The organism is Pseudomonas hormoni (assembly GCF_018502625.1).
Taxonomy (GTDB): Bacteria; Pseudomonadota; Gammaproteobacteria; order Pseudomonadales; family Pseudomonadaceae; genus Aquipseudomonas; species Aquipseudomonas hormoni.
Genome location: NZ_CP075566.1, coordinates 1,826,967 through 1,852,512, shown reverse-complemented (window position 1 = coordinate 1,852,512; position 25,546 = coordinate 1,826,967). Strand labels below are relative to the sequence as shown.

Sequence of the window (25,546 nt, the reverse complement as noted above, 5' to 3'; positions counted from 1 at the left end):
TGGCGGCAGCCAACTTTTTAGATTTACTCCTGCGAGCCAGCAGAGGCCTGGTCGCGGGTTTTCCACAGCGACAGCAGCACACCGCCCAGCAACAGCCCCAGGGTCACGCTCAGGGAAATGCCCGCCGGAATCTTGCCGATGATGCCGACCAGGAAGATCTTGCCACCGATAAACACCAGCACCAGTGCCAGCGCGTACTTGAGGTAGGCGAAGCGGTGAATCATCGCCGCCAGGGCGAAATACAACGCACGCAGGCCAAGGATGGCGAAGATGTTCGAGGTGTAGACGATGAAAGGGTCTTGGGTGATGGCGAAGATCGCTGGCACGCTGTCCACGGCGAACACCAGGTCGGCACATTCGATTAGCACCAAGGCTAAGAACAACGGCGTCGCCCAGACCACGGACTTGCCGCTGGCATCCGCCTGAAGGACAAAGAAGCGCCCTTCATGCAGTTGCTCGGTTACCCGCATGTGTTTGCGCAAGAACTTCACCAGCAGGTTTTCGCTAAGGTTCGGATGGGCATCGACCTTGCTGAACAGCATCTTCACCCCAGTCAACAGCAGGAAGACTCCGAACACATACAGAATCCAGCTGAACTCGGCGATCAGCGCCGCCCCCAGGCCAATCATGATCGCGCGCAGCACGATTACACCGAGAATGCCCCAGAACAGCACCTCGTGCTGATACCTACGCGGGATAGAGAGGAAGCTGAAGATCATCGCCATCAGGAACACGTTGTCCATCGACAACGATTTCTCGATCAGAAAACCGGTGTAGAAATCCATCCCGGCGTCAACACCCTTGACATGCCAGACCCAGAGGCCGAACAGCAAGCCAGCCGTGATATAGCCAGCAGACAGCAGCAGACTTTCAGTAACGCCGATTTCTCGCTGCTCACGGTGGAGAACCCCGAGGTCGAAGACCAACAGGCCTATCACGATGCTTATAAAGACTAGCCACAACCAAGTGGCGGTGCCGAGGAACTCGGCCAGGAAGAACGGTTCTAGGGCAGTCATGAGCCTCTCCTCTAAGTGTCGAAGTTATACAAACTGCAACTCCGACATGGCAGCGGGTAGCTGTCAGAGGGGCCCGGCATTGCGAGTTCAAATCTAGAGAGGCGTGTGGGGTTTCTCAATCACGCAAGGTTTGCAAGTTATTTCAAATCGGTAGGTCGTAGCGGAAGTCGGAATGCCGATATGCAGAAATGATATCTGCATCCAGAGAACCTTTAACAGAGCCTGGCTCCCTGGCTTTTTTTGTTGCCGAACTTAGCGATTAAAAGAGCCTGAATATCCTATAAGCATCTCAAGCTTCCGGGGACTCAGTCATCGCGACTCCTTTTCGCCCCAGTTGTTTAACGCCATACATGGCCTGATCCGCCGCCTTAAGCAATGTATCGAGACTCTTGCCATGGATAGGACACAGCGAGACTCCAATACTGCACGATATTGAAAGCTCTCCTGCACTGGTCACGACTGTCTGCGCGATGGTTTCGAGCACCCTCGCCGCCCTCAGTTCCGCACTCTCGGGGTGGATAATGCCTGTAACCAAAATCACGAATTCATCCCCGCCGTAGCGTGCGATGGTGTCACACGAGCGAGTGGCTTGAAGCATTCGATTTGCGACCGCTCGGAGAACCTGATCGCCGACCTCATGGCCGTACTTATCGTTGATATCCTTGAAGTGATCCAGGTCGATCAACAGCACGGCAAACGGAACCCCGTTCACTTTCCAATCGGAGAAGGCCTGATCAAATCGATCGGCGAAAAGGTAGCGATTAGGCAGTTGGGTGAGCACGTCATGAGTTGCGAGATAAGCCGAGCGTTCGTGTTCAACCTCTGCTCTTTCGATCGCTTTGAAATGACGAATCAACACCACAGGCACAAGCACGAATGCCCCCGCGAGAACCGCAAGGATGATCAATGTTTCCGCTGTCAGAATATCCCCTAATCGCAACTGGCGCTCAAACAACAAGGTCATCGGTTGTGAAACACTTCTGATCTCGACTCGGTCAGACAGAGCCGGCAATAGGAGGCGATCCAGGATACCGGCTTGCTCGGTCTGCGTTGAAAAGACATTGCTTTCAGATCCTGCAGAGGTTTTCAGGACAGCACTGACGCGAACCAGGGGATCTACGTTCGCATAACTCACAGCATCCTGTAGCGAATCCGTCTTGATCAAAAGCAAAGACACCATCTTGCTGCCAAAGAAATTGGGGCGGGTGTTCTCTCGATCCTGTTCAGGACGACTGACTGACTGCATCAGAATGTAAGCGTCACCCCCCTCATACATTGAGAAAACAGGCGATACCACCGGCTTCTGATTATTGTGTGTTCGAGCCAACGCATAGGACAGATAGGCGACGGTTTCTAGCTTGACGCCATAGATCGAACTCGATTCTGGGAGTAAGGGGTACATGAACAATACAGGCCAAGTCTCATTGAGATAGACCTGATGTTGCGCAGGTTGGTGAGTGAGACTCGGAAAATCCTTGAGTTGAAAGTCTGGACGCCAAGTACGACGCAACAGATCTTCAAAAGCCGCCTGTTCGGCGATGGGTACCGCCCGCGCCGCCTCAAGCATGTAAATATGAGGGTAAGCGGCTAAAACGACAGCAGCATACCGGGCCGCAGCTTCCGTATCGCTCTGATCGACGGCCTGAAGAAATGCCGAGAAACCCGCCAGCACAGCCTCATTAGTATCAAGCTGATTGCGCACGATGCCGGAAATATTCTGCACGTATTCCGAGAAACGCTTTTCTCTACGTTCAGTCTCGGGCTTCAGCAGTAACAGAGCTGAAAAACCAACCAATCCGACAGCGAGGATAATGAAACCTGCTAGGGAGCTGCGCCGCCTAGTAAGCATCACTTTAACTTTTCCAAGGCGCAGAGCGAGAGCCGAGCCTTGGCAAGCACCGTTGAAGCTAAACGAGATCGCGGGTGAACGACCGATAAATGCCGATTTGAAGGTCGCTGAGCATTGAAAACAACTCCCAAGGGATCAGATCCGATACGATTTCTGCTCTGCACTGCGACTACCCCTTTCGCATGTGCTCGAAAGAAAAATTTTCGAGCCCCATTTGCTGCTTCCTAGATGGTCATCACTGCAACGAAACTCACTATAGGGCAATTTGCCAGCATTCGCTGTGTCGTGTGCAATACCTTCGGTTCGAGCTCAGTCGTTTATAAGGGGAAACTCCAAGTGAAAGCTCGTACCTGCGTCAGTGCTATCAACGGTTATACAACCGCCATGCAGTTGCATAATCGAACGAACGATGGCCAATCCCAGACCACCGGAATCGTCGGGTTGATTGCGTGATGGGTCACACCGGTAAAAGCGCTCAAACAATCGTGGAAGATGTTCTGCTGCAATCGGCTCGCCGTGGTTGTGCACCGTGATATCGAGCCTGTGCTCCAAAACCCTGCTGCTGATCGTCACTGCAGAGTTGGGAATTGCGTAGCGCAGCGCATTCGCCAGCAAGTTAGCCAGTGCTCGACGGATCAAGCCTGGATCACCCAGCAACTGATCCTGGGTCTGGTTTATCAGTTGCACATCTCGTTCTTGCGCTACCCCTTCGAAATACTCACAGAGCTGCTCAATGAGATCGTGCAGGTTGATTTGCTCAAATTTTACGCAAGCGTTTGGCTGCTCGGTGCGAGCTAGAAACAGCATGCTGTCGATCATTCGGGCCAGCCTTTCATACTCTTCCTGATTGGAAACCAGCAGGTTCTGATAGTCCTCTATAGAGCGACTGCGTCTCAGGGTTTGTTGGGTATGTCCCATCAGGTTGCCTAGTGGGGTTCGCATCTCATGGGCGAGGTCTTCCGAGAAACGTGAAAGCTGGGCGAATCCGTCCTCAAGGCGTGCAAGCATCTGGTTGAGGGCACTACAGAGCGGTTTGAGCTCATTCAGTTCACTGAACTCATCCAGCCGCAGATGAAGATGCTGCACATCGATTCCGGCAGCACGCTTGGCCAGCAGGCGCACAGGGTGCAAGCCTCGTTGACTCACCCACCAGCCGAATGCGAAAGCCAGCAGCGCACCGACTGACATGGCCAACCAAAGTTTGAGTCGGTAAACCCCCATCATCTGCTCGCGCTCCCCCAACAACTTGCCAGCGATCAGGGTCAAGCCGCGATCACCCTGCATGACATCCTGCCAGGCAAGCCGCACTGGCTCGGAAGAGTGATCGTCAACGAGGCGAGCATGGGGCGCACCCGGCAACTTTGGAAAAGTCATACCCACCGGGTTGATTTCGATCAACACCTTGCCGGTGTCATCGACAATCCATAGCAGACTGTCGCGATTGCCCAACATGTTTTCGTAGAGCTTGGGCCGACCTCGCAGTTGCTCGATGCTGTCGCTATCGCTGATCAATGCTTGCATTCGCTCAATGCGCCCCAGTAAGGCCTGGTCATCGCGCCAGGCAATCTCTCGCTGTAACGATTGATAAAGATAAAAACCAATGGAGCCCAGTAATAGCGCGCTGACCAGTGCGAACATGATGGCCAGGCGCAGGCTCAGAGTGCGCGGATATAGATTCAGGATTGCACCTCGAGCATGTAACCGATACCACGGACTGTGTGTATCAATTTCAGCGGGTAAGGATCATCAACCTTGGCCCGCAGTCGACGGATGGCGACATCCACCACATTGGTGTCACTGTCGAAGTTCATCTGCCAGATTTGGGAGGCAATCAGCGAGCGCGATAACACCTCCCCTTCACGACTGAGCAGCAGATGCAGTAGGGAGAACTCCTTGTTCGTCAGGGTGAGGCGCTCTCCGTTGCGCGTTACCTTGCGTCGTAACAAGTCCAGGCTCAGGTCGCCAGCCACAAAATGCTCAACCTCGCGAGGCGGGCCACGGCGCAGCAAAGTGCGTACCCGTGCCAACAACTCGGCATAGGAAAAGGGTTTCACCAGATAATCATCGGCCCCCAACTCCAGCCCTTTGACCCGATCATCAACCGAATCACGTGCGGTGAGAAACAGTACCGGGGTCTGCCACTTACGCCGGATGATTTGCAGTAATTGCCAGCCGTCCAACCCCGGCAGCATGACATCCAGAATGATCAGATCGAACTCACTCTCCTGCGCCAAATGCTGGCCGTCCAGCCCGTCAAGGGCGATCTCTACCGCATAGCCCGATTCAGTCAGGGCTTTGCGCAGGTAATCCGCCATTTTCGTTTCATCTTCAACCACCAGGATACGCATTTTTTCCTCCAGGACTGGAGCACAGGCTAGCCCGCTTCGCTGTTTTCTCACATTACATATTGGTAATCAGGAGGCAATCATTCTGACGGGGTGGGCTGGTCATGATGTCTGGCAATGACTCAGAAAGACTCAACCAATCAAGGAAACACCATGCGTACAAGCCTATCGACTTCATTGCTGATCACGCTCGCAATGAGCTCTGCGTTCGCCGTTGCAGCCCCGGATCAGGTTGCGCAACGCAAGGACGTGTCACTCGCAATGGCCAACGATTTGCTAACAGCCGCGCTGACGGCCTGTCACGCCGATGGCCGCTCAGCCGTTGCCGCAGTTGTTGACCGTGGCGGCAATCTGGTTGCTGTGCAACGCGATGACAATGTCGGCCCGCACAACACGTCAGCCGCACAACGTAAAGCCTATACCGCCCTGTCGACCAAGACTTCGACGCGGCAGTTGGCGGAGCGTGCGCGCAGTACTCCGGATGCTGAAAACCTCAACACCCTTGATGAGTTGTTGCTGCTGGGTGGAGGCGTGCCATTGAAGTTCGATGACCAGGTCATCGGCGCCATCGGTGTGGCCGGTGCGGGTGGCGCTGCACACGATGAACGTTGTGCGGAGGTCGCCATCAACAAAGTTTTACCTGCCGTTAAAAACTAAGGACATCACCATGACTGTATTGAAAAGTTTCTTCGCTGGCGCTGTATTGAGTGCCCTTTCAGCCCTTGCATCAGCGGCAACAAATCCATTGAGCGTGCATGTACTTAACTTGCAGGATGGCCTGCCCTCCCCTGGCGTCAACGTCACGTTGGAAAAACAGGATGGGAAAAACTGGGACATGCTCAACAGCGCGGCAACCAACGAGCAAGGTCGTATCACCGGGCTGTATCCGGAAGGTCGGGGTTTGGAGAAAGGTACCTACCGTGTCACCTTCAAGACTGGTGAGTGGTTCAAGTCGCACAAAACGTCCAGCTTCTTTCCGGAGGTACCGGTCATTTTTGAGGTGGACGGTACCGTTCCTCACTATCACATCCCGTTGCTTCTCAGCCCTTACGGCTTCTCCACATACCGAGGGAATTGATCGTTAAGCGATACCAAATGGATACCGCCCGAAGGTGAAGACAGCCGCCCCTACTCAAAAGGGCGACACTGTCGCTTAACTTTTCGGCATCAAAATCTTCAGCGATGACCTGGCCGACTCCTCAGAGTTGGTTCACGTTTTAGGGGGGAATGCCGGCGACAACTCCTTTCTGATCCTTGACCATGAATTGTGGGCCACTCATCAAAAGCCCTGGTTGGCCATGCTGAGAAAAGGGCATGCGGTCGATTTCACGGCGGAAAGAATGGCGCCCTTCCTCAGTCTGTTCCTCGGCGTACTTGATACAAACCTATACAAGATAATGTCATGCGCATAAGGCTGATCAGAAGGCGGTGATGCTTTACTTTGACGACGAATGCCCGCTCTGCGCTCGATAAATCAATGTCCTGCGCAGAGGCGCTAATGAGCCCCAACTGCTCTATTTGTCGGCGTCCGGTGTGATGGGCTTGAACCCGCAACATGGAGCTCGCGCGCCGCAAGCTTTAGGTACTTCGGCCACTAAAATGACTTGAGGCGCAATCCGTTCGCCCCTTTCGGTCGGATATCGAGTGCTCTGCCGATTATGCGACAGCTGCGTAAACCGATAGTCAATTGCCGGTGCTCAATCCCCTACCCGATCAGCGCAATACCCGCGATCAACATGCATTCCTCGCGTTTAACCTCAAATTATCTTGTACAAAACCATATCTTTGTATAGGTTTTGCGTTGACTTGATGAAAGTGCCAAGCAGTCCATAGCCACTGAGGTTCGTATGTTCAACTCGCAAATCAAAAAAGAACTGGTCGTCAGCCAGCAGCGCTTGGCTGACTGCGAAGCCACCCTCGCAGCATTAGGTGGCTCCATGGCTCTGATTGAGTTCCAACCTGATGGCACGATCCTCGGCGCCAATCACAATTTCCTGAGCGTAATGGGCTATCGCCTTGAGGAAATTCACTCCCGGCATCACCGCTTATTCTGTACACCGACCTACGCCTACAGCGTCGCTTATCAAGGTTTTTGGTCACGCCTGAGTAATGGTGAGTCCATAAACGACCGCTTCCTGCGCGTGGACAAACAGGGGCGTGAGATCTGGCTGGAGGCCAGCTATAACCCTGTTCGCGACGCCTTTGGACGGGTGATTAAGGTCGTCAAGATTGCTACTGATGTCACTGCTCGGGTGCAGAAGGAACAAGAGCAGGAAAGTCAAATCAACGCGATTAACCGTTCCATGGCAACCATTGAGTTCAACCGGCAGGGAGAAGTCATTAGCGCCAACGAGAACTTCCTTGCAGTGATGGGTTACCGCCTCGATGAGATTGTTGGCAAGCACCATCGTCTGTTCTGTGAGCGTAGCGAAAGTGAATCCAACGAGTATCGCCAGTTCTGGGAGCGCCTGAATCACGGCGAATTTTTCTCCGGTAACTTCAAGCGCCTCAACCACCAGGGACAAACCGTCTGGTTACGTGCGACTTACAATCCGGTGTTCGACGCCAGCGGCAGCCTTTACAAAGTAGTTAAGTTTGCGAGCGATATCACGGCTCAGGTTCTCCAGCAGGAAACTGAGTCACGAGCAGCACGCATGGCTTACGAGACTTCACTGAAAACCGACAATACAGCACACGAAGGCGCCCGAGTGGTGCAGGAGACCGTGGATGTCATGCAAAGCCTGGCTGGCGAATTGAATCACGCAGCCGAAGGTATCAAAGATGTCAGCCAGCAGTCGGAAGTAATCAGCAGCATCGTGCAGACCATCCGTGGCATCGCCGAACAAACGAATCTTCTTGCGCTAAACGCCGCCATCGAAGCCGCTCGTGCCGGAGAGCAGGGTCGAGGCTTTGCGGTGGTCGCTGACGAAGTGCGCAATCTGGCTTCGCGCACAAGCCAGGCCACCATCAAAATTGTCGAGGTGGTGCAGCACAATCGTTTATTGGCCCAGGGGGCAGTTGCCAGGATGGAGGCGAGTAAAGACAAGGCAGAACAAGGAGTCAAATTAGCCGGTGAGGCTGGTCAAGTAATCCTGGATATTCAGGATAGTGCTCGCCAAGTCGTAAAGGCGATCAGCAATTTCTCGTCGACATTAGCTAGATGATTCAGCCTTGCGGCATGTGCAAAATCTTGGTTTGATCGACACATGGATAGTGATTGAAAAGCGGGGGTTGAATGAACGAAAAATCACGACCAGTATCTCCTTGTAGCGCCTGCCGGGAGGGCAATGAACTGGATTTTGAGTTCAGTATGGCGTTCCAGCCAATCGTAGATCTGCGCGACAACAGTATTTTTGCCTACGAGGCTTTGGTACGTGGTTGCGATGGCAGTGGTGCCGCTGCCATTCTTGGAAAGGTGAACGAACAGAACCGTTATGCCTTTGACCAAGCATGTCGAGTCAAGGCTGTTGAGCTTGCTTCGCGCTTACAAATACCCTGCTTTGTCAGCATCAACTTCTTACCCAATGCGGTCTATCAAGCAGCCACGTGCATTCGTGCGACGCTTGAAGCCGCACGCAGATTTGGATTTCCTACCGAAAGGCTGATTTTCGAGATCACCGAAAACGAAGAACTGGTGGACAAGGAACATCTAAAAAGCATCATTCGAGAATATCGCCTTAAAGGCTTCAAGACAGCGATAGATGATTTCGGTGCTGGGTACTCGGGGCTCAATTTGCTGGCAGAGTTTCAACCCGACATCATAAAACTGGACATGACCCTGGTACGTAGCATAGGCACTGACCCGGTGCGAGAGGCAATCGTCCAAGGTATATTAGGTGTATGCAAAGCTCTCAAAATTGAAGTGATTGCAGAGGGCGTAGAGACCAATGCTGAATTGCAGAAGTTACTAGCCTTGGGCATTAACTACTATCAAGGTTATCTGTTCGCAAAGCCCGAATATGAAACGCTGCCTAACGTGACCTGGCCGATACCAAACATCGGCTAGATATAAGGTGCCCTCACTTTTTATAAATCGAGGCGATCAATACTCTGAGTGTTTTGCGGAGAATCTGTTTGCTCCCAGCATTACTCGGATTGCCCCATCTCCTTCGTGCTCACCTTGAGTACCACCACCGCCTGCTTACCATTGAGTTACGCGGGTGCGGGCTTGATTGTTACCGAGGGCACTCAGATCGAACCCGGGGACAAGGTTATGCTTGGACTCCAGACATCCATACAGCCGAGCAGATCGCTGGATCGCATGAAGTGACCGAAGCTGTGCATGGCCACGAAGGCGTTATCTTCGCGCAGCTCTGGCACGTAGGACGCGTCTCTCACACCTCCCTGCAACCTGAGAGTGCAGCTCCTGTTTCGGCTTCTGCCATTGCGACCGAACGAGTGAGTGTCTTCAGAGAAACCGAACCAGGTGCCGGAGCATTGATGAAGCCGTCAACACCAAGAGCTCTGATCACTCGTGAAGTTGAAGAACTTGTACAGCTTTAGATTCAGGCGGCACGTAATGCCATGGAAGCAGGCTTCGACGGTATTGAGCTACATTGCGTCAATGGTTACCTGGTCAATCAGTTCATTTCAGTCCATAGCAATCATCGCGAAGACCAGTACGGCGGCTCCCTTCACAACCGCCTACGGTTTTTGCGTGAGGTGGTTGCTGGGGTAGCCGAGTGTATTAGCAAAGAGAAGGTTGGCGTCCGTTTCGCGCCATTGTCAGCAGCACCGATGAGGAGCGCACTTACCTAGGGATGGTTGAAGACGATCCTCATACCACCTACATCGAAGCGATCAAAGTTCTTGAGTATGCTGGCATTGCTTACCTCTCCATCGCCGGAGCGGACTGGGATAATGCACCACGGATGCCGGAATCGTTCCGTCGCGCAGTCCGTAGCTCCTTCAGCGGGGCGATCATCTACGCCGGTCGGTACACTGCACAAAGCGCTACACAGTTGCTGGATTCAGGACTGGCCGACCTCGTCGCTTTCGGCCGTACGGTCATGGCCACCCCGGATCTACCAGCCAGAATCGCGAACGATTGGCCGCTGAACCCTCTGAACTCAGCCATACTGTATGGCGGTATGCCGAGGGTTATACTGATTACTCCGTGTATGGCGGGTAACCGCTAAAAATGAGATGTCACTCACTGGGGCTCTGAAAATGATCGACGCAGAACTGCTGAAACTGGTGGTTGAAGCATCCAACGACGGCATCGTGGTAGCAGAGCAGGAAGGCGACGAAAACATCCTGATCTATGCCAACCCCGCCTTTCAGCGCCTGACGGGGTACAGCGTTGACGACATCCTGTACCAGGACTGCCGCTTCCTGCAGGGTGATGACCGTAACCAAGCTGGTTTGACAGTAATCCGCGAGGCGATAAGGAACCTTCTCCCCTGCCGCCAAGTCATTCGCAACTATCGCAAGGACGGCAGCGCCTTCTGGAACGAACTGTCGATTACCCCAGTGTTCAACGACGCAGATCAACTCACCTACTTCATCGGTATCCAGAAGGACGTCAGCGTCGAGGTTGAGGCTAGCGAGCGAGTGCGCGAACTGGAAGCTGAACTCGCACTGTTGAAGAAGCAACTCGGATAATTGGAGCGCAAAGATTAACTCCGTACGGACTTGATAAGTTAACGCTCCAGCAATGTCCGGTCTAATAAAGTCCCTGTTCAAACACCAAATATTGGTTGTCGTTTAGCAAGGTACTAACTCCGACTCCAAGTCACCGACCGCCAGGATTTCTTCTCTGCAAAAATCGCCTAAATTGCTGCAGAGCTTCGATTCGATTGGAGATAAAAGGTGGTCATCCCTACGACCGCGCCGTGTTGAACACTAACATCGGTCTGCTGAGAAATCTCATATGCCGTTTCAGATACCTTACTGACTTGGAGCTCACACGCAACCTGATCCGTGACTACCGTCGCAAACCTAACCACCAGGCCATTTAAGTGCTTGGCAAAATTCTCTCACAGACGTCAACACAAACGCATTGAGTCGAATTAAAGCCAGCAAATTTAGGGCCCACATGCTGAGATTCAACTTCATCGGGCTGTGTTTCCACCCAGGCTGGTGCGCGGGAAGCTTGCGTTCTGCTCGTGAGCTACTAATATTACTGACAATCGATTAGTATCCAAACTTAGCTGAATCGACATTCGCGCAAGGATGCCGGGGCTAAACAAGGCTTGATAAGTTTGTTTTTTGCTAAACGATCACATATCGAATGGGCTTTTTATGTAAAAACGCTCGATACCTGTAGATTGTCGTACCACACATTCCCATTTCTTTAAATGCCGAACATCAACCCTTGATATCGATGATCCGTTGGATAAAGAAAATTTACAGAAAGCACTTCATTTCTAGTTCCTAACGCCGTCAATCAATTGATAGTAGCCTGGCAGCCGTCATCGCCAATGAGCCCACGACGAGCAATGAAACCGAGCTAAGCGCTCACAGAAGTCTACGTACCTGAATACTGGCAACTATTTCAGCAGAAAGTACGCGCCTGGCCAATACACCTACTCAAACGCTCACGCTAAGGGTAATGGTGTCCACGCAACCGATGTGGCAGAGTTCAAAGTCGGAGGCTGGAAGCGTTATGTTTTAGTGATACTTGACCTCTACAATAGCGGGAGTCACCCGCAAAATCCCTTGCTGAAAATAGGCCTGTTGATCTGGGGAACAGGGTGTACCATCGAGAAATATCATCATGAAGTGATACCTGTGCATGGAAAGGGATGATAGCCGCAGGATTTCGGCATCGACGGCTAAACGCGCCGGGGACACTCCGAACGCCGGACAAAACGCCAATGCGGTAGTGGCAACATTCAGGGATATTTATACTACTCTCGCGCCGATTATTGGCCAGGGAGGGGTGTTAGCGCTTTATAGGCGAAGCGTTTTTATCTGCGCCTCACGTCACAATTGTCTCTCCAGCCTCAACGACAACCTCGAGAAAGACTTTTCTAGGTTGAGATCCCTGCTCGCGCAGCAAACCAGCGACACAGCCACAGCATATGGTGACGATTTACTGAAGACTCTGAATGAGCTGCTGATCTCGTTTATAGGATCTTCTCTATCCGAACGTCTGTTGCAGCCCGTGTGGGAAAACTCTTTTAGCGACACCCCTGCGCAGGATACCTCGTCATGAATACCAAAATGACAATCAATCGCTTGCGCACAGGTGTGCCAGGACTGGATGAGGTGCTAGGCGGAGGATTGCCGGAGTTTTCGTTCAATCTGATCACCGGCCCACCGGGCTGCGGAAAGAAAACGCTGGCGCATCACATGATGTTCGCCCTGGCTACACCGGAACGACCAGCTCTGTATTTCATCGTGCTGGGTGAGCCGCCATTAAAGATGTTGCGGTATCAGCAGCAGTTTGAGTTCTTCGACAACGAAGCAGTGACGCGTTCGATCCGGTACATCACCGACCTCCGCTTCAGCCCTTACGGCACGGCGTTCTCGACCGATACGATTATTGTTCAGCGCTGTATCGAAATTGAAAGTCGGTTGCTGCGAGTCATGGCAGAGGAGAAGGTTCGTGCAAGCGATTACTCCGATGAGTTACGCCTGTACCAAATCGACGATTACGGCATTCGTATTAGCAAAATGCTTGTTGAGCAAGAAGGTCTCTTAGGGGGCCGCCCGACTCAGAAGAACAATCAAATGCCGTTGCCGCAGTTTGAGACGGATGAACTTGGGGCGCTTTCGTGAGCCGCGAAACGGACAACGACAAACAAGCGCTCGCTGCTGCGAGCATCGAGCTGACTCTGGTTGTTCAGAAAACTCAGGAGGCTCGCCTAAAGCTTGATGCTCTTGAGCAGAAAGTCGTGAACACTCAGCACCAAGTGCTGGAAAACCACCAGTCCGGGCAGTTAATCGAAGCCAATGAACAACTGGTACTGGCGCTTCTCCAAGCCCAAGTTGGCGTTGAACAGGCAGCCACTGCACTGCGTGAAGTTTCTCACGCCGCGCAGCTCGATGTATTGACGGGGCTACCCAATCGCAGATTGCTACTCGGACGGTTGGCCCAGGCGGTCGAAGAAGCGAAGCCGGACGGAGATGGTCTCGCGGTACTCTTTTTGGATTTAAATCACTTCAAATTGATCAACGACACTTTGGGGCATAGTGCCGGCGATGAAATGCTCAAGGAGGCTGCACTGCGACTCAGTGGCGCGGTACGCAAGAACGATACGGTTGGACGATACGGCGGGGACGAGTTCATTATTTTGCTGGGAGGCGCTACCAGCCATACCGATGTATTGGGTATCTGCGAGAAAATAATCAAGGCGCTTGGAGTGCCACATCCTATCGGGAATCAGGTTCTGCAACTGGCAGCGAGCATTGGAGTGAGTTATTACCCGAAAGATGGAGATGACCCGCACACGTTGATCGACTGTGCTGACGCGGCAATGTATCGGGCGAAACGGCATGGTCTAGGGGTAGCCTTTCACAGCACCGACTTGCCTCCAGTACCGCTGCCTACCCGCCTCCTCATTATCCAGACACAAAAAAAACCCGGCGCCCACCACTACATAGCCCCTGGGGAATACGAAAGACGGCGTGCTCAATTGCGAGAGGCCAACGAGCAGTTGGTATTAACGGCACTCAACGCGCAACAACTCCAGGCCGCTGCGGAGGACGCTCTTAATAAGCAGAAAAAAATTCTGGCAATAGTTGCGCACGAGTTGCGCAATCCACTGACACCGCTAACCCTGGCGGCGGGGATGCTGATGCGCTCCTCCCCTGAACGGTTGGCTACTATACAGGCAATTATTGAGCGTCAGACGAGCCATATTGCGCGGCTGGTCGACGACCTGATGGACGTATCCAGGGCCCAGACAGGCAAGCTCAACCTGAACTTCCAGCCTGTGGACATAGCAACGATTATCGATGAGACGGTCAATGTTTGTCGTCCAGCGATCGATCTACGCTTTCAGCAATTTGTCGTACACCAGCCAAGTCGCCCGCTGATGATCAATGGCGATCAGCTCAGATTGACGCAAATTTTATGTAACCTGCTTGGCAATGCCTCCAAGTACACACCCAATAATGGTTCGATCGAGCTAGTAGTCGGTGCCGGTACCGAGGACATCACCTTGATCTTTTCCGATACCGGAATAGGTATTAGCGCTGAGGTTCTGCCTTTTATTTTCGATCCCTTCGTTCAGGACGCCCACGCGATTGGGGTAAACGGCACAGGCCTGGGGGTTGGTCTGACAGTCGTTCGCGAATTGGTCGAGGGGCACCAAGGCTCGGTAAGCGTGTTCAGCGGTGGCTTAGGGCTCGGCAGCAAGTTTATCGTCACGCTACCGTTGCACCCGCAATCCAAATAGCTGTTTTGTGATGGTGAGTTACATGCCCGTCGTCTCGACGCGCAGCATCACGTAGGCAATGGGATGGACGCCTCCGCCCATAATCGTATCGCTATGCCAGAGTGAGTGACGTCACCGCCCACTTGCACGAGAGGTTATCAGTCATGGGGATCAGAATTGTTGGTATCCTGGTCGTCGACGACGAATATTTAATCGCTGATATTCTCTGCTACGCGCTCGAGGATGAAGGCTTCATGGTCGTGAAAGCCAGCAATGGCCAAAAAGGTCTAGAGGTGTTTGAGCGAGAGCGGCCTGCCTTAATCATCACCGACTTCATGATGCCTGTCATGGACGGACTCGAATTCGCCAAAGCCATCCGCGCCTTGCCCTCAGTTAACCACTTACCGATCATCTTGATCAGCGGCGCGCAAGCACACATCTGTATGAAGAGATCAAATTTGTTCAATGCTGTTTTGGAAAAGCCGTTCAACATCGATTCGATTCTTGCCACTGTTAGAGGCCTGTTGGCTGGTAATTGACACCGACGTCAGTCAGCCAACTTGCTTAAATGGCTCACGAGAAGTGGGGTTCCCTCCCCCCCTAACGCTAGCTGTGAAAATGTGAACCTATCCAGCTCAGCTGCGGTCAGCTGATATAGGGTGACTCTGACCATCCGATTCTTGATGATTCAGTAGAGGAGCCCCTTTTCCTCATTCGATCTCATTCTTTCTTCAATTTTTTTGCCCCCAAGTGCGGCCTGCAGCCGATCTTATCGAATGGAATCACTCTGAAGCGAATCACGGTGCACCCAGGCGATGCCGCAGGTGCCTTTAAAATGATTGATCCTTAGGAGTGACGCTTGAAAAAATCACGAGCGGCACATGCAAATCAGGATGAATCTGTGTTAGGTAACGCGCACCAAAACTTGTGGCGTAGCTGTTTGTTACCGGTAAGCATTTTTCTCACTGGAGTCGCGCTTTCTGTAGCTCTTGGCAACTTTGATGTACGAGAAAAATCCTTCGAGGCGAAAGCTCAAGTTATTTCAAAATTAGCGAATGTGCGGACACAACTTGAAAGTGAAGTGCGCTCGACCTTTGACGTCACGGACGGCATAGCGCAGTTGCTTAGGCTTGATGGCGGAATTTCGTCCGAGCATTTTGTCGGCATGTCCAAGCAAGCTATTTCGTCGAAATCCCATATTCACCACATCGCGTTGGCCCCCAACGATATTGTGCGTAACGTCTTTCCCGTTGAAGGAAACGAGAAAGTCATAGGCATGGACTATCGCAAGATACCCGATCAATACGACGCACTTTTACGGTCTCGTGAGCAGAAAACGTCACTGCTGGCTGGCCCCGTTGAGTTAGTGCAAGGCGGTCAAGGGTTTATTTATCGTCGTCCGATTTTTGTGAAAAATTCAACCGACGAAGATAGCTATTGGGGTAACGCATCGGTGGTTGCAGATGTTGTCCCCCTTCTCAACGCTGGCGGCGTTAACGTCCCTGATAGCCTCCAGGTAGCAGTTCGCGGAAAAGACGGATTGGGTGCCCGTGGAGACACGTTCTTCGGGGATGGCCGGGTCTTTCTGGAAGAAGCTGTCACCACCGATGTCGAGGTGCCCGGTGGCACCTGGCAACTTGCGGCGATACCCGTGAACGGTTGGCCAACCACCTCCTTATTCACTTCTCCTCTTTTTCTCATTGCCCTCACGTGTACCGGGTTTTTCACATATTTCGCAGCCCAGCTCAGCAAAAGCAACAGGGTCATACACCAGCGTCATACAGAGCTTGCCAAAGAAATCAGAGATCGCCAAACCGTGGAGTTATCTCTGGTACAAAGTGAGGCTCGTTTCCGAGCCCTTTTTGAGCGTTCTCCCGATCCCATTTGCATCCTGAGTCGAAGAGGCATTTGCACCGATGCGAACGCAGCGGCCATCAAGATGTTCGGCTTTAATGATCTAGCGAAGCTACATCGGATCAGGGCAACCGACATCTCGCCGATACTGCAGAGCGATGGCCAATCGACCACGATCAAAGCACAAGTGATGCTTGAAACTGCCCTGGCGAATGGCGTGCATCGTTTTGAGTGGCTACACAGAAGCGCTGATGGGACTGTCTTTCCTGCCGAATTAACACTTTGTGCGGTAACGCTGTCCGGCGAGCCGATGCTGTACGCCGTGGTACGCGATATTTCTGACCGGAAACAGGCTGAAGAAGCCTTACTGACCCAAAAAGCCTTGTTGCTGGATATTGTTGATAACGCCCCTTCTCTAATTTATGTGTATGACACCGAAGGACGGCTGCGCCTGTGCAATCGCCTTTTTGAACAAACGGCGGGTTTCAAATTCCAAGAGATGGAGGGCAGCACGCGAGAAAAGCATCTGCCCCTTGGAGAAGCGAGTACCCTTCGAAACAACGATAAAAAAGTGCTCTCAAAGGGCGGAATCTTTCGCTTTGAAGATCAGATCCTCAAGCATGGAAAACTGCATACCTACTTGACGACAAAGTGCGTATTGCGAGGCACCGAAGGGCAAGCCACTGGGGTATTGGGGATTTCTACTGACATCACCGAAATCAAACAGAATACTGAACAGCTTCGTCTCGCCGGCATCGTTCTGGATAATACTGCTGACGGCGTGATCATCACCAATGCACGTGGACATATATTATCGGTCAACGCCGCCTTTACCAAAATTACGGGCTTCAGCGCCGAAGATTCCATAGGCCTGAAACCCAACATCCTGACTTCCGAAAAACAAGACAATGCATTCTATCGCGACATCCTTGACAACCTGAAATTAACAGGTTTTTGGCGCGGCGAACTGTGGAGTCGTAGAAAAAATGGAGAGCAGTATCCAAAATGGTTGACCATCAATACAGTTTACAATGATGCTGGCAAAGTCATTAACTACGTTGCCGTATTCTCCGACATGTCAGCCATCAATCAGTCGCAGACTGATCTCGAACGTATGTCGCACTACGACCCGTTGACGGCTCTACCTAATCGGTCGCTGTTCCACGAACGATTGCAACACTCGCTCGACCTGTCTCTGAGCTACAACCAATCCTTGGCCGTGATCGTATTAGACCTGGACGGTTTTAAAACAGTGAATGAAAGTCTTGGCCACTCAATGGGAGACCTGCTGCTACAACAGGCAGCGACCAGATTTTTATCGTGCGTGCGCTCGGAGGACACTGTCTCGCGATTAGGTGGAGATGAGTTCGCGTTGATTCTGAACAATCTTGCGCACCCTACCGATGCCATTATCATCGCGAAAAAACTGTTGAATGCGCTGCAGGAGCCCTTCGATTTAAAAGGCACGTCTACTCTGCTGACGGCCAGCATCGGAATATCTGTTGCGCCCTATGATTCCGAAACGCCAGAACAGTTGCTGAGGCAGGCTGATACGGCCATGTATGGTGCCAAAGAGTGCGGACGTAACGGCTATCGCTTTTACCAGCCAGAGATGACGCTGCGCGCTCAAGAAAGATTGAACAGCGAACGCTTTTTAAGGCGAGCGGTGCAAAACCATGAATTCGAAGTTTGGTATCAACCTAAAATAAACCTCTTAAATAATAATGTTGAGGGAGCGGAAGCGCTGATACGCTGGCGCGACCCTGTAAAGGGGCTTGTTTCACCTGCCGATTTTATTCCTTTGGCAGAAACTACAGGATTGATTATTCAGATCGGTGAGCAGGTAATTGATATCGTTTGTAGGGACATAAAGCGGTGGAGTGATCGGCGAATTGAACCCGGGGTAATCGCGGTAAACGTAGCCGCATTGCAAATTGACAGAAGCGATTTCATCGAAACCATCAGAAGCACCCTGGAAGAATATGATTTGCCTGCCAGTGTTTTAGAGGTTGAAGTGACTGAAAGCTTAATGATGGCGAGCCCAGAACATTCGAGAGAGGTATTAAGAACGCTACAAAGTCTTGGTGTAACGACCGCCATCGATGACTTCGGCACAGGGTACTCTTCTTTAGCTTATCTTAAGCTCTTACCCATCAACAGCTTGAAAATTGACCGGACTTTTATTAAAGAATTACCTCTCGACCCCAGCGATGTGGCGATTACTAGAACCATCGTGGAGCTTGGACATGCTCTGGGCTTCAAAATCATAGCAGAAGGCGTTGAAACCGAAGAGCAAAATAGGTTTCTAAAAGATATAGGATGCGATCAAGGCCAAGGGTACCTGTATGGACGCCCAATGCCTGCAGCAGATTATGAAGTTTGGCTCAAACAACTATTTACTAGCTCTGGCATCAGAGCCTCACACTAAACTTGGATCGCTGCTGCTCTCCTCCTTCATCCAGTCTTTGGTTACGCCTTTGACACTTAAATTCGCGTGCGGCGGTAGGCTCAAATATTCAAACAGTTGGGTGCCATAGGTGCGGTAGCAGTTGATCGACCTCAATGGCTCGGTGTATCGGTAGCCGCGCCAGCACATCTTTGAGATAAGCATACGGTCATGCCCATTCAGCCGCGCAGACTGGATCAAGCTCATGATCGCCGCTGCCCGCTTTCCGCTGCGTAGCGACCCTGCGAAGAGCCAGTTCTTGCCTCCAAGAGCCCTTGGTGGGATCTGGTTCTCGGCCCAATTGTTGTCAATGGGTACGGCCCCGTCATCGAGGTAGCGCGACAGCGCTGCCCAGCGTTTCACGGACTGCATGAGAATGTAAGCGGTGCCTCCTTCGTACATAGAGAAGACAGGTGATACAACCGGCTTCGGATTATTGTGAGTGCGGGCCAACGCGTAGGAAAAATGCCCAACGGTTTCCAACCTAACGCCATAGATAGAACTGGATTCGGGAAGCGGCGGGTACATAAACAACACAGGCCAGGTCTCACTGAGGTAGGCCTGATGCTGGGCAGGTTGCTGGGTGAGACTCGGGAAGTCTTTGAGCTCAAAGTCCGGACGTCAGGTGCGGCGCATCAGAGTCTCAAATGCAGCCTGCTCCACGATGGGAACCGCCCTCGCCGCCTCAAGCATGTAAATGTGGGGGTACGCGGATAAAACGGCTGCCGCGTAACGGGCCGCAGCTTCCGTATCACTTTGGTCAACAGCCTGGAGAAATGCTGAGAAGCCCGCCAACACGGCTTCATTGGTATCAAGCTGATTTCGCACGATGCCGGAAATATTCTGCACGTATTCAGAGAAACGCGTTTCTCGCCGTTGTGTCTCAGACTTCAACAGCAACATGGCCGAAAAACCAACCAGGCCGACAGCCAGAATAATGAACTCCACTAAGGAACTGCGCCGTTTAGTGAATATCATCCTGGTTGACCAACATGTAAAACGTGCACAGCCTCTTGGCCAGCCCCTCTCCGATCCTTACACCCCATCGCGTCTCGTCCTTGTCGTACTTTCTTGCGGTTGTGCCTGATCTAAGCATCTGTTGCGCTCGGGCTGAAATCTCAGCCTTCCGAGTGATAACGCTTTTAACGTTTGCGAGGTTGCGGGCTTCGCTTGCGACAACAGAACAAGCTGATTCTAGGGCAATTCGCCATTACTCAGTAGGGCGAATTCTACTCCCATTGCACAAGCCCAATTCTACGCAGCGTGCCAATGGGGAACCGCCGCGCATGTTTAGCGGCGGAAGCGAATCGTTAAATTGATGGAAATGAGCACCTCATCCAGCTCTCATGGATTGGAATCAAGGCAACACGAATCACCTCAACGCCCCTCCTTCGATCAACAAAAGGCGAGGTGCACTGTCATAAATTGTCTCAGCTCAGTCCTGCACAGTTGTGAAATTACGGAGTGATGCCGGTACTTGTAGATCACCATTCTTTAGCAGGAAACGCACAACCATGCAGCCAAGATTCAAGGTGATCGAGACTACTAAATTGTATGACGGCCGTAAGCGATATAGTGTTGTAGATCTCGTGGAGGGAGGTGCAGCTAGCTAGCATGGCGTGTTCGAATCCGGGCTGAAGCAGAGACTGTTTGCTCAATATTGAACGCTGAGCATCCAAGAGAAACAGGAGTGCGTCGCACATCACCGCTTAGTACCCACCAATCTGCTGGCTATCCGAAACTAAGGGCCGGGTAATCGTTTACATCGGTGAGAGCCTAAAGAATCGGTATGGTTTCCCGTTCTGACAGGACGCCCTGGAATCGCTCCATGTTAACCCGCAGGCACTCACTCTCGGCTTCTTCCCGGGTCTGGTAGCTTGTCTTCAGCCGCAGCTTTTCCTCATTGTCATAGAGGTTGAAGCCTATTGGTGCGGTCTGGCAGTAAAAACGCGATCCGTTGCGCATTGATCCCGTTTCCGTTGGGATTGCAGGGACGACAACAAATCTTGAAATCATCTTCACGCCCTCTCCAAGAACCTCCTTACTATTAGCGGCTATGAGCCACCATCGCAAGCAACCGCAGTCAGTTTCCGATGAGAAGTACGACCGGACATGAGTCGATTGGAAGCATCGTAAAAAAGGCTCGGGATCTGCCATACCCCGCACCTCTATTTGCTGGAAAGGCCATCTATTCCTAAAGAGTCTCCTGCTGCTACGCTGACCTCTTCCACGGAGGAATCGCGATGCCAAATTCAGACCTGCTGCCTTCCCTGCTATACAAGATCAATGAAAACCAGTTGGCACTCGAAGCCGCGATCATGGAGCTGACGCTTTGGGTCGAGCAGCGCGGATCGGCGGAGGTTGCCGGCAACGTTCGAGGAGCGCTGGACACCATTAGCAAGAACGAAGATTTCATCAATATGACTCTCGCGGTGCTCATGGCACCGGAGTGATCTACCCCATGATCCGTATGCTTACCTGAAGGACGTTCTCACACGCCTGCCGACGCAGCGAGCGAGCGAGATTAACGAGCTGCCGCCGCATAGATGGGTGCCCGTCTAACCGTGCAAAGGGTAATAGCTGGGCTTACCAAGTAACCGCCTCACAAGCCCCCTATGTCGGTTCTTTCTCGACCGCGAACACCCAGCGGCTAAGCGGCCCAAAATACACCAAATCGGCGACATCAAAAAAAACCCACCTCCGAGTCCTCACTGAAAAAGCCTGAACGGCTTGGTTCGGGGAAATACCAAGCCCCCTACTGGTCGAGACGATGTCATCAGCCATATTTCCAATGTAAGGCGATTTCCTAGAGTCAAGGAGGCCGACTTGCAATGTTCCGCAGACGTCCGGGAGTGTCAGGGCCATGATTTCGCCGGTTGCCAAGCGGCCCACAACCGCGCCGTCAAAGAGGACTAAAAGCGGGACGCATCGTCCATAGGAGTTATCAAAAAAACCACTCTTCCGGCGAATCGTAATTTCCATGTGCCGTCCTTGATGTAGTGATCACACAAAGTATCTTTCGTTTCCGGGGCCAGCTATCCCGCGACCCGACGACCGGAGTCTTACTGTCCTTTCTAGGGGGGCGGCCATCGAAATCATCGCGTCCACCAACCGCAAGCAATAGCCGCCCGAGCAATATGCCTTCCTGACGCCCTTGCCATTAGCTTTGGGATCTTGGCCGGACGCTTACCAATTGGGTGCGGTCGTGTAACCTCTAATGGAATGGCCAGACGCTACAATCGTTTCTATCGCCCAGAAAAAGGACGTACAAGCGTGCTTGATATACTGATCGAAGTGATTTTTCGCGCCATCTGCTTTCCTATTGGTTGGCCCATAATGAGGCATATCTCGCTAGGTAAACATCCGTCGAAGGGCTCTTGGTTTGCCTATACACCGAAATCCGAGTGCACTTCAGCGGTGGGGCTCGCCGTTCTGGTGATCGCAATAATGGCAGCTATGAAACAGTTCATTTTTTCGTAGCACACCGACAGCACCGTTCGCTAGGCGTGATCACCGGACGCTTACTTTTGACTTGCGCCTCTCGGTAACCGTGCAGCCGTGTGCCGAGCGCATGAGATAGCCGAGGCATCAATAAAGGCAGCATAAATTCGGGTGGTTTCTATGAGGCACTGGATCAACGCCTATGTCCTGCGCAATAGCTTCCGCTCTACCAGCGCGCGGCTACGCAGCACACGGACGTGTCAGGTTTTATGCCTTATCTAACGAGTTACGACCTAAGTGATCAGGACTTTTCAACTTGTAGCACGATCGCTACATGGGTGCCGGTTGAGTTCGATGGTGTGAAGTGTCTTTGGTGTCCCCTTCACCACGCACAGCCCAACCGTCATCTCGCTTTAGAACATGCTGGTTTTTGCCTTTACCATGGTCGGAGAGTTGGGCTCCGAAGCATATCTTGTGTAGCGTTGTTTCACCGACTCCAAAAAAACCAGTGAAACCGCTAAAATCGCTCGAAATAAGCTGTGCAAAAATCTAAGATTGTACAAAAGTTGTCGAGTTTGTGATCATCATGACTCCTTCAGAACGACTTATCACTTGGCACGGAAAGTGGCGTATTTCACAGAAGGTCGTCATTTGCAGGTCATGTAACGCGACGCAGCCCGAGCTGGATAGAGGGAGCGATTTCCCCCACAATCCCGAGTGTCCGACAGCACTTGTTAGGTAGCGGCCCTGGGACGAACTTGATGAAATCCGACCTGCCTCCTCTCCCCTCCACAACTGACTGATACGCGCTACCAAAAGCTTTTGGACAGTCCCCGACGGCTAAGGCTTCGTTCAGCGCCGCAGAACTCTTAGGAGGATTTGGCGCACCCGCAAAGGGCCCGAAAAGCTTTGACTCTGCGTTGGGTCTGAACAGGCTCGATGTGAGCTGTATATGGCAAGTGACAAATTAGAGCTCTAATTCAGCTCTCACTGTTCACTCCGGCTTCGACCTCGACTCCATAACCAGGATTACGGCATGCGCCTGTCTGCCTTCATCATCAAAAACCTCGAACCGATTCTGCAAGCGTGGGAAGACTTCGCAAGAACCATTGAGATACCCGGCGAAGCACTGGACTCCAAGGCTCTACGGGATCACGCCGAACAGATGCTGCGTGCAATAGCGGTAGACCTTTGCACATACCAGTCTGCGCAAGAGCAAATCGCCAAAGCTCAGGGTAATGCCCCGATGGAGGAGTTAGAAACCGCAGCCGAAACCCATGCGGTAACGCGCTTAATGGCGGGTTTCACGCTAGATCAAATGGTATCTGAGTATCGTGCTCTGAGGACGAGTGTTCTCAGTCAATGGCTGGGGCAGATGAAGGCAGGAACAGTTCTGGAAGTGGACGATATGATCCGCTTTAATGAGGCCATAGACCAAGCGCTCGCGGAATCTATTGCGAGCTACTCGCGTGCAGTAGAGGCCTCACGCAACGTTTTTCTGGGCATCCTTGGCCATGACTTGCGCACGCCGCTAGGAGCTATTTTGCTGGGTGCCGATGTGCTGCGGCGATCGGTTGATCTGGATACACGTAAGAGTAAAATTGCACTGGGAATATACACGAGCGTCAAACGAGCCAGCCAGATCGTTGGCGACCTGCTGGATCTAACACGATGCCAAATGGGCCCCGGGATTCCCGTCAAAAAGGAAGACATCGACCTCACGCCACTCTGCACACGCATAGTTGAAGAGATTCGCACTGCTCACCCAAACGCAGATATCACTTTCAAAGGCGGAGAATCGGCGCGCGGCGAATTCGATGGCGCCCGCATGGAGCAAGTATTTTCCAATCTGCTCAGTAATGCCGTGCAGCATGGCGATTTACAGTTTCCTATTAAGGTTTCACTGGAGGTAAAAGACGGCAGCATCGTTTTCGTCGTCCATAATTTTGGGGAGCCGATCCCGGAGGATATTTTGCCCTTCATCTTCAACCCCATGGGGCGTTTCTCCCAGCATGCATCTCTCGATCTAGGCTCTAGCACTGGCCTTGGCTTAGGTCTGTACATCGCTTCCGAAATCGTGGCAGCGCACTCGGGGGCGATAGACGTGACCTCCGACAGAGAGCGCGGAACCACATTCCTCGTAAAAGTGCCTGTAACAAAATAGTAAGGCCAGCCGCCGTCACTCTTGCGCCGGACGGGGATGTTACTGTAGTGGTCTAATGGTGCACAGGCTGGGTGGGCGGTTGTTCACCGAAGCGCTTTTCGACCGCCTCCAGCATCAGATCGCGGATATCGTCACCGCTGTAGCCCGTTGGGCTGGCCACCCAGCCGATGGCTTCGCGGTCGCAGCAATCCAGGGCGAAGGTCACGCTCAGCTTGGAGCCGTCTTCGCAGCGAAACTCAAAGCCGTCTGAGCACCAGCGTGTGTTGCTGGTTTCTAAGGCCATGCGACCTTCGTGACGTCGCACCACACCGGGTTGTTTGACCCGTCGCTCAAGCAGCAACTGGTGATCGCGCATGACGCGATAGACCCGCTTTACATTGATCGGCGCCTGGCTCTGCGTTTCACGTCGACGAGGCAGCAGCCCCAGACACGGCGGTAGCCATAACTGGGCAACTCACTGACCTCTGCTCGAATCTCTGCGACCAAAGCGGCATCGCCCAGCACTCGACGCCGCCTGCCGGAAAGAGCGGCAGGCTTGAGTCGAACCGTTAACTGCGAGCGCGCTACACCGAGACTTTCACTGATCAGCTTCACTGGTCGTCCCCCGGCAACAAGGGTGAGTGCGCAATCCATTTTCGCGAGCGCGCGATCTCCACAGCTTCCTGGAGGATCTCGACCTGCATGGTTTTCTTGCCGAGCATCCGCTGCAATTCACGAATCTGCTTGAGTGCATCGGCCAACTCAGAGGCAGGCACCACGCTCTCACCAGCACTGACAGCCGAGAGACTGCCGCTCTGATAGAGCTTGCGCCACTGAAAAAGTTGGTTGGCATTAACACCGTTCTGCCGAGTCAGCACCGAGACGCTTTGTCCTGGTTGCAGGCTCTCACGAACCATCGCCAGCTTTTGCTCTGGGCTCCTGCGGCGACGCCGCTCCTGGCCGAGCAGTTCTACATTCTTATCGTTTCTATTAGTCATAAACACAGTCGTTTGCCTATCCCTTATGCTAAGGGGGAAACGGTGTCCTGTCTTTCAGGGGGCTCGTCCACTAGCAAACAGCTCACCCGCCACCTTTAGGCTTTTGCTAATGACCGAGAACCTGTCGT

The 25,546-nt window shown here is 52.6% G+C and carries 17 protein-coding genes and 9 pseudogenes; 15 read left to right on the top strand and 11 right to left on the bottom strand.

Annotated elements, in window-relative coordinates:
* Positions 1-23: 23 nt before the first annotated feature.
* From KJF94_RS08770 to KJF94_RS08755, 4 genes are all read right to left on the bottom strand, one after another.
* Positions 24-1,016, bottom strand: a complete 993-nt coding sequence (locus tag KJF94_RS08770; RefSeq protein ID WP_214382623.1) for a TerC family protein — start codon at positions 1,014-1,016, stop codon at positions 24-26.
* A 289-nt stretch (positions 1,017-1,305) separates the two neighbouring features.
* Positions 1,306-2,865, bottom strand: coding sequence for a sensor domain-containing diguanylate cyclase (locus KJF94_RS08765; RefSeq protein WP_214384808.1), 1,560 nt, complete (start codon positions 2,863-2,865; stop codon positions 1,306-1,308).
* Positions 2,866-3,174: 309 nt separating this feature from the next.
* A complete protein-coding gene (locus tag KJF94_RS08760; protein WP_214384806.1) occupies positions 3,175-4,545 on the bottom strand; it encodes a heavy metal sensor histidine kinase in 1,371 nt (456 codons plus the stop codon).
* Positions 4,542-5,213, bottom strand: coding sequence for a heavy metal response regulator transcription factor (locus KJF94_RS08755; protein WP_214382621.1), 672 nt, complete (start codon positions 5,211-5,213; stop codon positions 4,542-4,544). Before KJF94_RS08755 ends, KJF94_RS08760 begins: the two co-directional genes overlap by 4 nt.
* Before the next feature lie 150 nt (positions 5,214-5,363).
* On the opposite strand from KJF94_RS08755, the gene KJF94_RS08750 reads away from it, so the two are divergent.
* The 7 genes and pseudogenes from KJF94_RS08750 to KJF94_RS08725 all read left to right on the top strand — a co-directional run bounded on the left by KJF94_RS08750 (position 5,364) and on the right by KJF94_RS08725 (position 10,814).
* The gene (locus KJF94_RS08750; RefSeq protein ID WP_214382619.1) at positions 5,364-5,867 is read left to right on the top strand and encodes a GlcG/HbpS family heme-binding protein; all 504 of its coding nucleotides are present in this window, start codon (positions 5,364-5,366) and stop codon (positions 5,865-5,867) included.
* Between the two features lie 10 nt (positions 5,868-5,877).
* Positions 5,878-6,288 (top strand): hydroxyisourate hydrolase, encoded by a 411-nt coding sequence (gene uraH / locus KJF94_RS08745; RefSeq protein WP_033044307.1) that lies wholly within the window; start codon positions 5,878-5,880, stop codon positions 6,286-6,288.
* Between the two features lie 769 nt (positions 6,289-7,057).
* Positions 7,058-7,831 (top strand): annotated as a pseudogene (locus tag KJF94_RS30490) (PAS domain-containing protein); the annotation flags it as partial.
* A gap of 33 nt (positions 7,832-7,864) precedes the next feature.
* The gene (locus KJF94_RS30485; protein ID WP_250548300.1) at positions 7,865-8,374 is read left to right on the top strand and encodes a methyl-accepting chemotaxis protein; all 510 of its coding nucleotides are present in this window, start codon (positions 7,865-7,867) and stop codon (positions 8,372-8,374) included.
* A gap of 71 nt (positions 8,375-8,445) precedes the next feature.
* A complete protein-coding gene (locus tag KJF94_RS08735) occupies positions 8,446-9,216 on the top strand; it encodes an EAL domain-containing protein (protein WP_214382615.1) in 771 nt (256 codons plus the stop codon).
* 150 nt (positions 9,217-9,366) lie between these two features.
* Positions 9,367-10,341, top strand: a pseudogene (locus KJF94_RS08730) (oxidoreductase); the annotation flags it as partial.
* A gap of 38 nt (positions 10,342-10,379) precedes the next feature.
* Positions 10,380-10,814, top strand: coding sequence for a PAS domain-containing protein (locus KJF94_RS08725; RefSeq protein WP_109631416.1), 435 nt, complete (start codon positions 10,380-10,382; stop codon positions 10,812-10,814).
* 206 nt (positions 10,815-11,020) lie between these two features.
* On the opposite strand, the pseudogene KJF94_RS30110 reads toward KJF94_RS08725, so the two are convergent.
* Positions 11,021-11,158: pseudogene (locus KJF94_RS30110) on the bottom strand (chemotaxis protein); the annotation flags it as partial.
* Between the two features lie 788 nt (positions 11,159-11,946).
* Here KJF94_RS30110 and KJF94_RS08720 point away from each other — a divergent pair.
* The 5 genes and pseudogenes from KJF94_RS08720 (at position 11,947) to KJF94_RS08700 (ending at position 18,818) form a co-directional block, all read left to right on the top strand.
* Positions 11,947-12,369 (top strand): hypothetical protein, encoded by a 423-nt coding sequence (locus KJF94_RS08720; RefSeq protein ID WP_250548243.1) that lies wholly within the window; start codon positions 11,947-11,949, stop codon positions 12,367-12,369.
* Positions 12,366-12,647: pseudogene (locus KJF94_RS08715) on the top strand (RAD55 family ATPase); the annotation flags it as partial. The gene KJF94_RS08720 and the pseudogene KJF94_RS08715, both read left to right, overlap by 4 nt.
* A 284-nt stretch (positions 12,648-12,931) precedes the next feature.
* The gene (locus tag KJF94_RS08710) at positions 12,932-14,557 is read left to right on the top strand and encodes a diguanylate cyclase domain-containing protein (RefSeq protein WP_214382613.1); all 1,626 of its coding nucleotides are present in this window, start codon (positions 12,932-12,934) and stop codon (positions 14,555-14,557) included.
* 143 nt (positions 14,558-14,700) lie between these two features.
* Entirely contained in the window at positions 14,701-15,075 is a 375-nt protein-coding gene (locus tag KJF94_RS08705) for a response regulator (protein ID WP_375379858.1), read from the top strand.
* 320 nt (positions 15,076-15,395) lie between these two features.
* The gene (locus KJF94_RS08700; RefSeq protein WP_214382611.1) at positions 15,396-18,818 is read left to right on the top strand and encodes a bifunctional diguanylate cyclase/phosphodiesterase; all 3,423 of its coding nucleotides are present in this window, start codon (positions 15,396-15,398) and stop codon (positions 18,816-18,818) included.
* A gap of 88 nt (positions 18,819-18,906) precedes the next feature.
* Here the strand turns inward: KJF94_RS08700 and KJF94_RS08695 are convergent.
* From KJF94_RS08695 to KJF94_RS08685, 3 genes and pseudogenes are all read right to left on the bottom strand, one after another.
* A pseudogene (locus KJF94_RS08695) lies at positions 18,907-19,205 on the bottom strand (transposase domain-containing protein); the annotation flags it as partial.
* A pseudogene (locus KJF94_RS08690) lies at positions 19,191-19,814 on the bottom strand (CHASE domain-containing protein); the annotation flags it as partial. The pseudogenes KJF94_RS08690 and KJF94_RS08695, both read right to left, overlap by 15 nt.
* A gap of 798 nt (positions 19,815-20,612) precedes the next feature.
* Positions 20,613-20,852: a hypothetical protein gene (locus KJF94_RS08685; RefSeq protein WP_214384799.1), complete on the bottom strand. Its 240-nt coding sequence runs from the start codon at positions 20,850-20,852 to the stop codon at positions 20,613-20,615.
* A gap of 227 nt (positions 20,853-21,079) precedes the next feature.
* On the opposite strand from KJF94_RS08685, the gene KJF94_RS08680 reads away from it, so the two are divergent.
* Positions 21,080-21,289, top strand: a complete 210-nt coding sequence (locus KJF94_RS08680; RefSeq protein ID WP_094467276.1) for a hypothetical protein — start codon at positions 21,080-21,082, stop codon at positions 21,287-21,289.
* A 7-nt stretch (positions 21,290-21,296) separates the two neighbouring features.
* Positions 21,297-21,398 (top strand): annotated as a pseudogene (locus KJF94_RS30105) (transposase domain-containing protein); the annotation flags it as partial.
* 51 nt (positions 21,399-21,449) lie between these two features.
* On the opposite strand, the gene KJF94_RS08670 reads toward KJF94_RS30105, so the two are convergent.
* A complete protein-coding gene (locus tag KJF94_RS08670) occupies positions 21,450-21,818 on the bottom strand; it encodes a hypothetical protein (RefSeq protein ID WP_214382609.1) in 369 nt (122 codons plus the stop codon).
* A gap of 804 nt (positions 21,819-22,622) precedes the next feature.
* Positions 22,623-22,748 (bottom strand): annotated as a pseudogene (locus tag KJF94_RS08665) (DUF2188 domain-containing protein); the annotation flags it as partial.
* Between the two features lie 565 nt (positions 22,749-23,313).
* Here KJF94_RS08665 and KJF94_RS08660 point away from each other — a divergent pair.
* Positions 23,314-24,441 carry a sensor histidine kinase gene (locus KJF94_RS08660; protein WP_214382607.1) on the top strand — a complete coding sequence of 376 codons (1,128 nt, stop codon included), beginning with the start codon at positions 23,314-23,316 and terminating at the stop codon, positions 24,439-24,441.
* An 82-nt stretch (positions 24,442-24,523) separates the two neighbouring features.
* Here the strand turns inward: KJF94_RS08660 and KJF94_RS30095 are convergent.
* Positions 24,524-25,418, bottom strand: a pseudogene (locus tag KJF94_RS30095) (IS3 family transposase); the annotation flags it as partial.
* Positions 25,419-25,546: the final 128 nt, after the last annotated feature.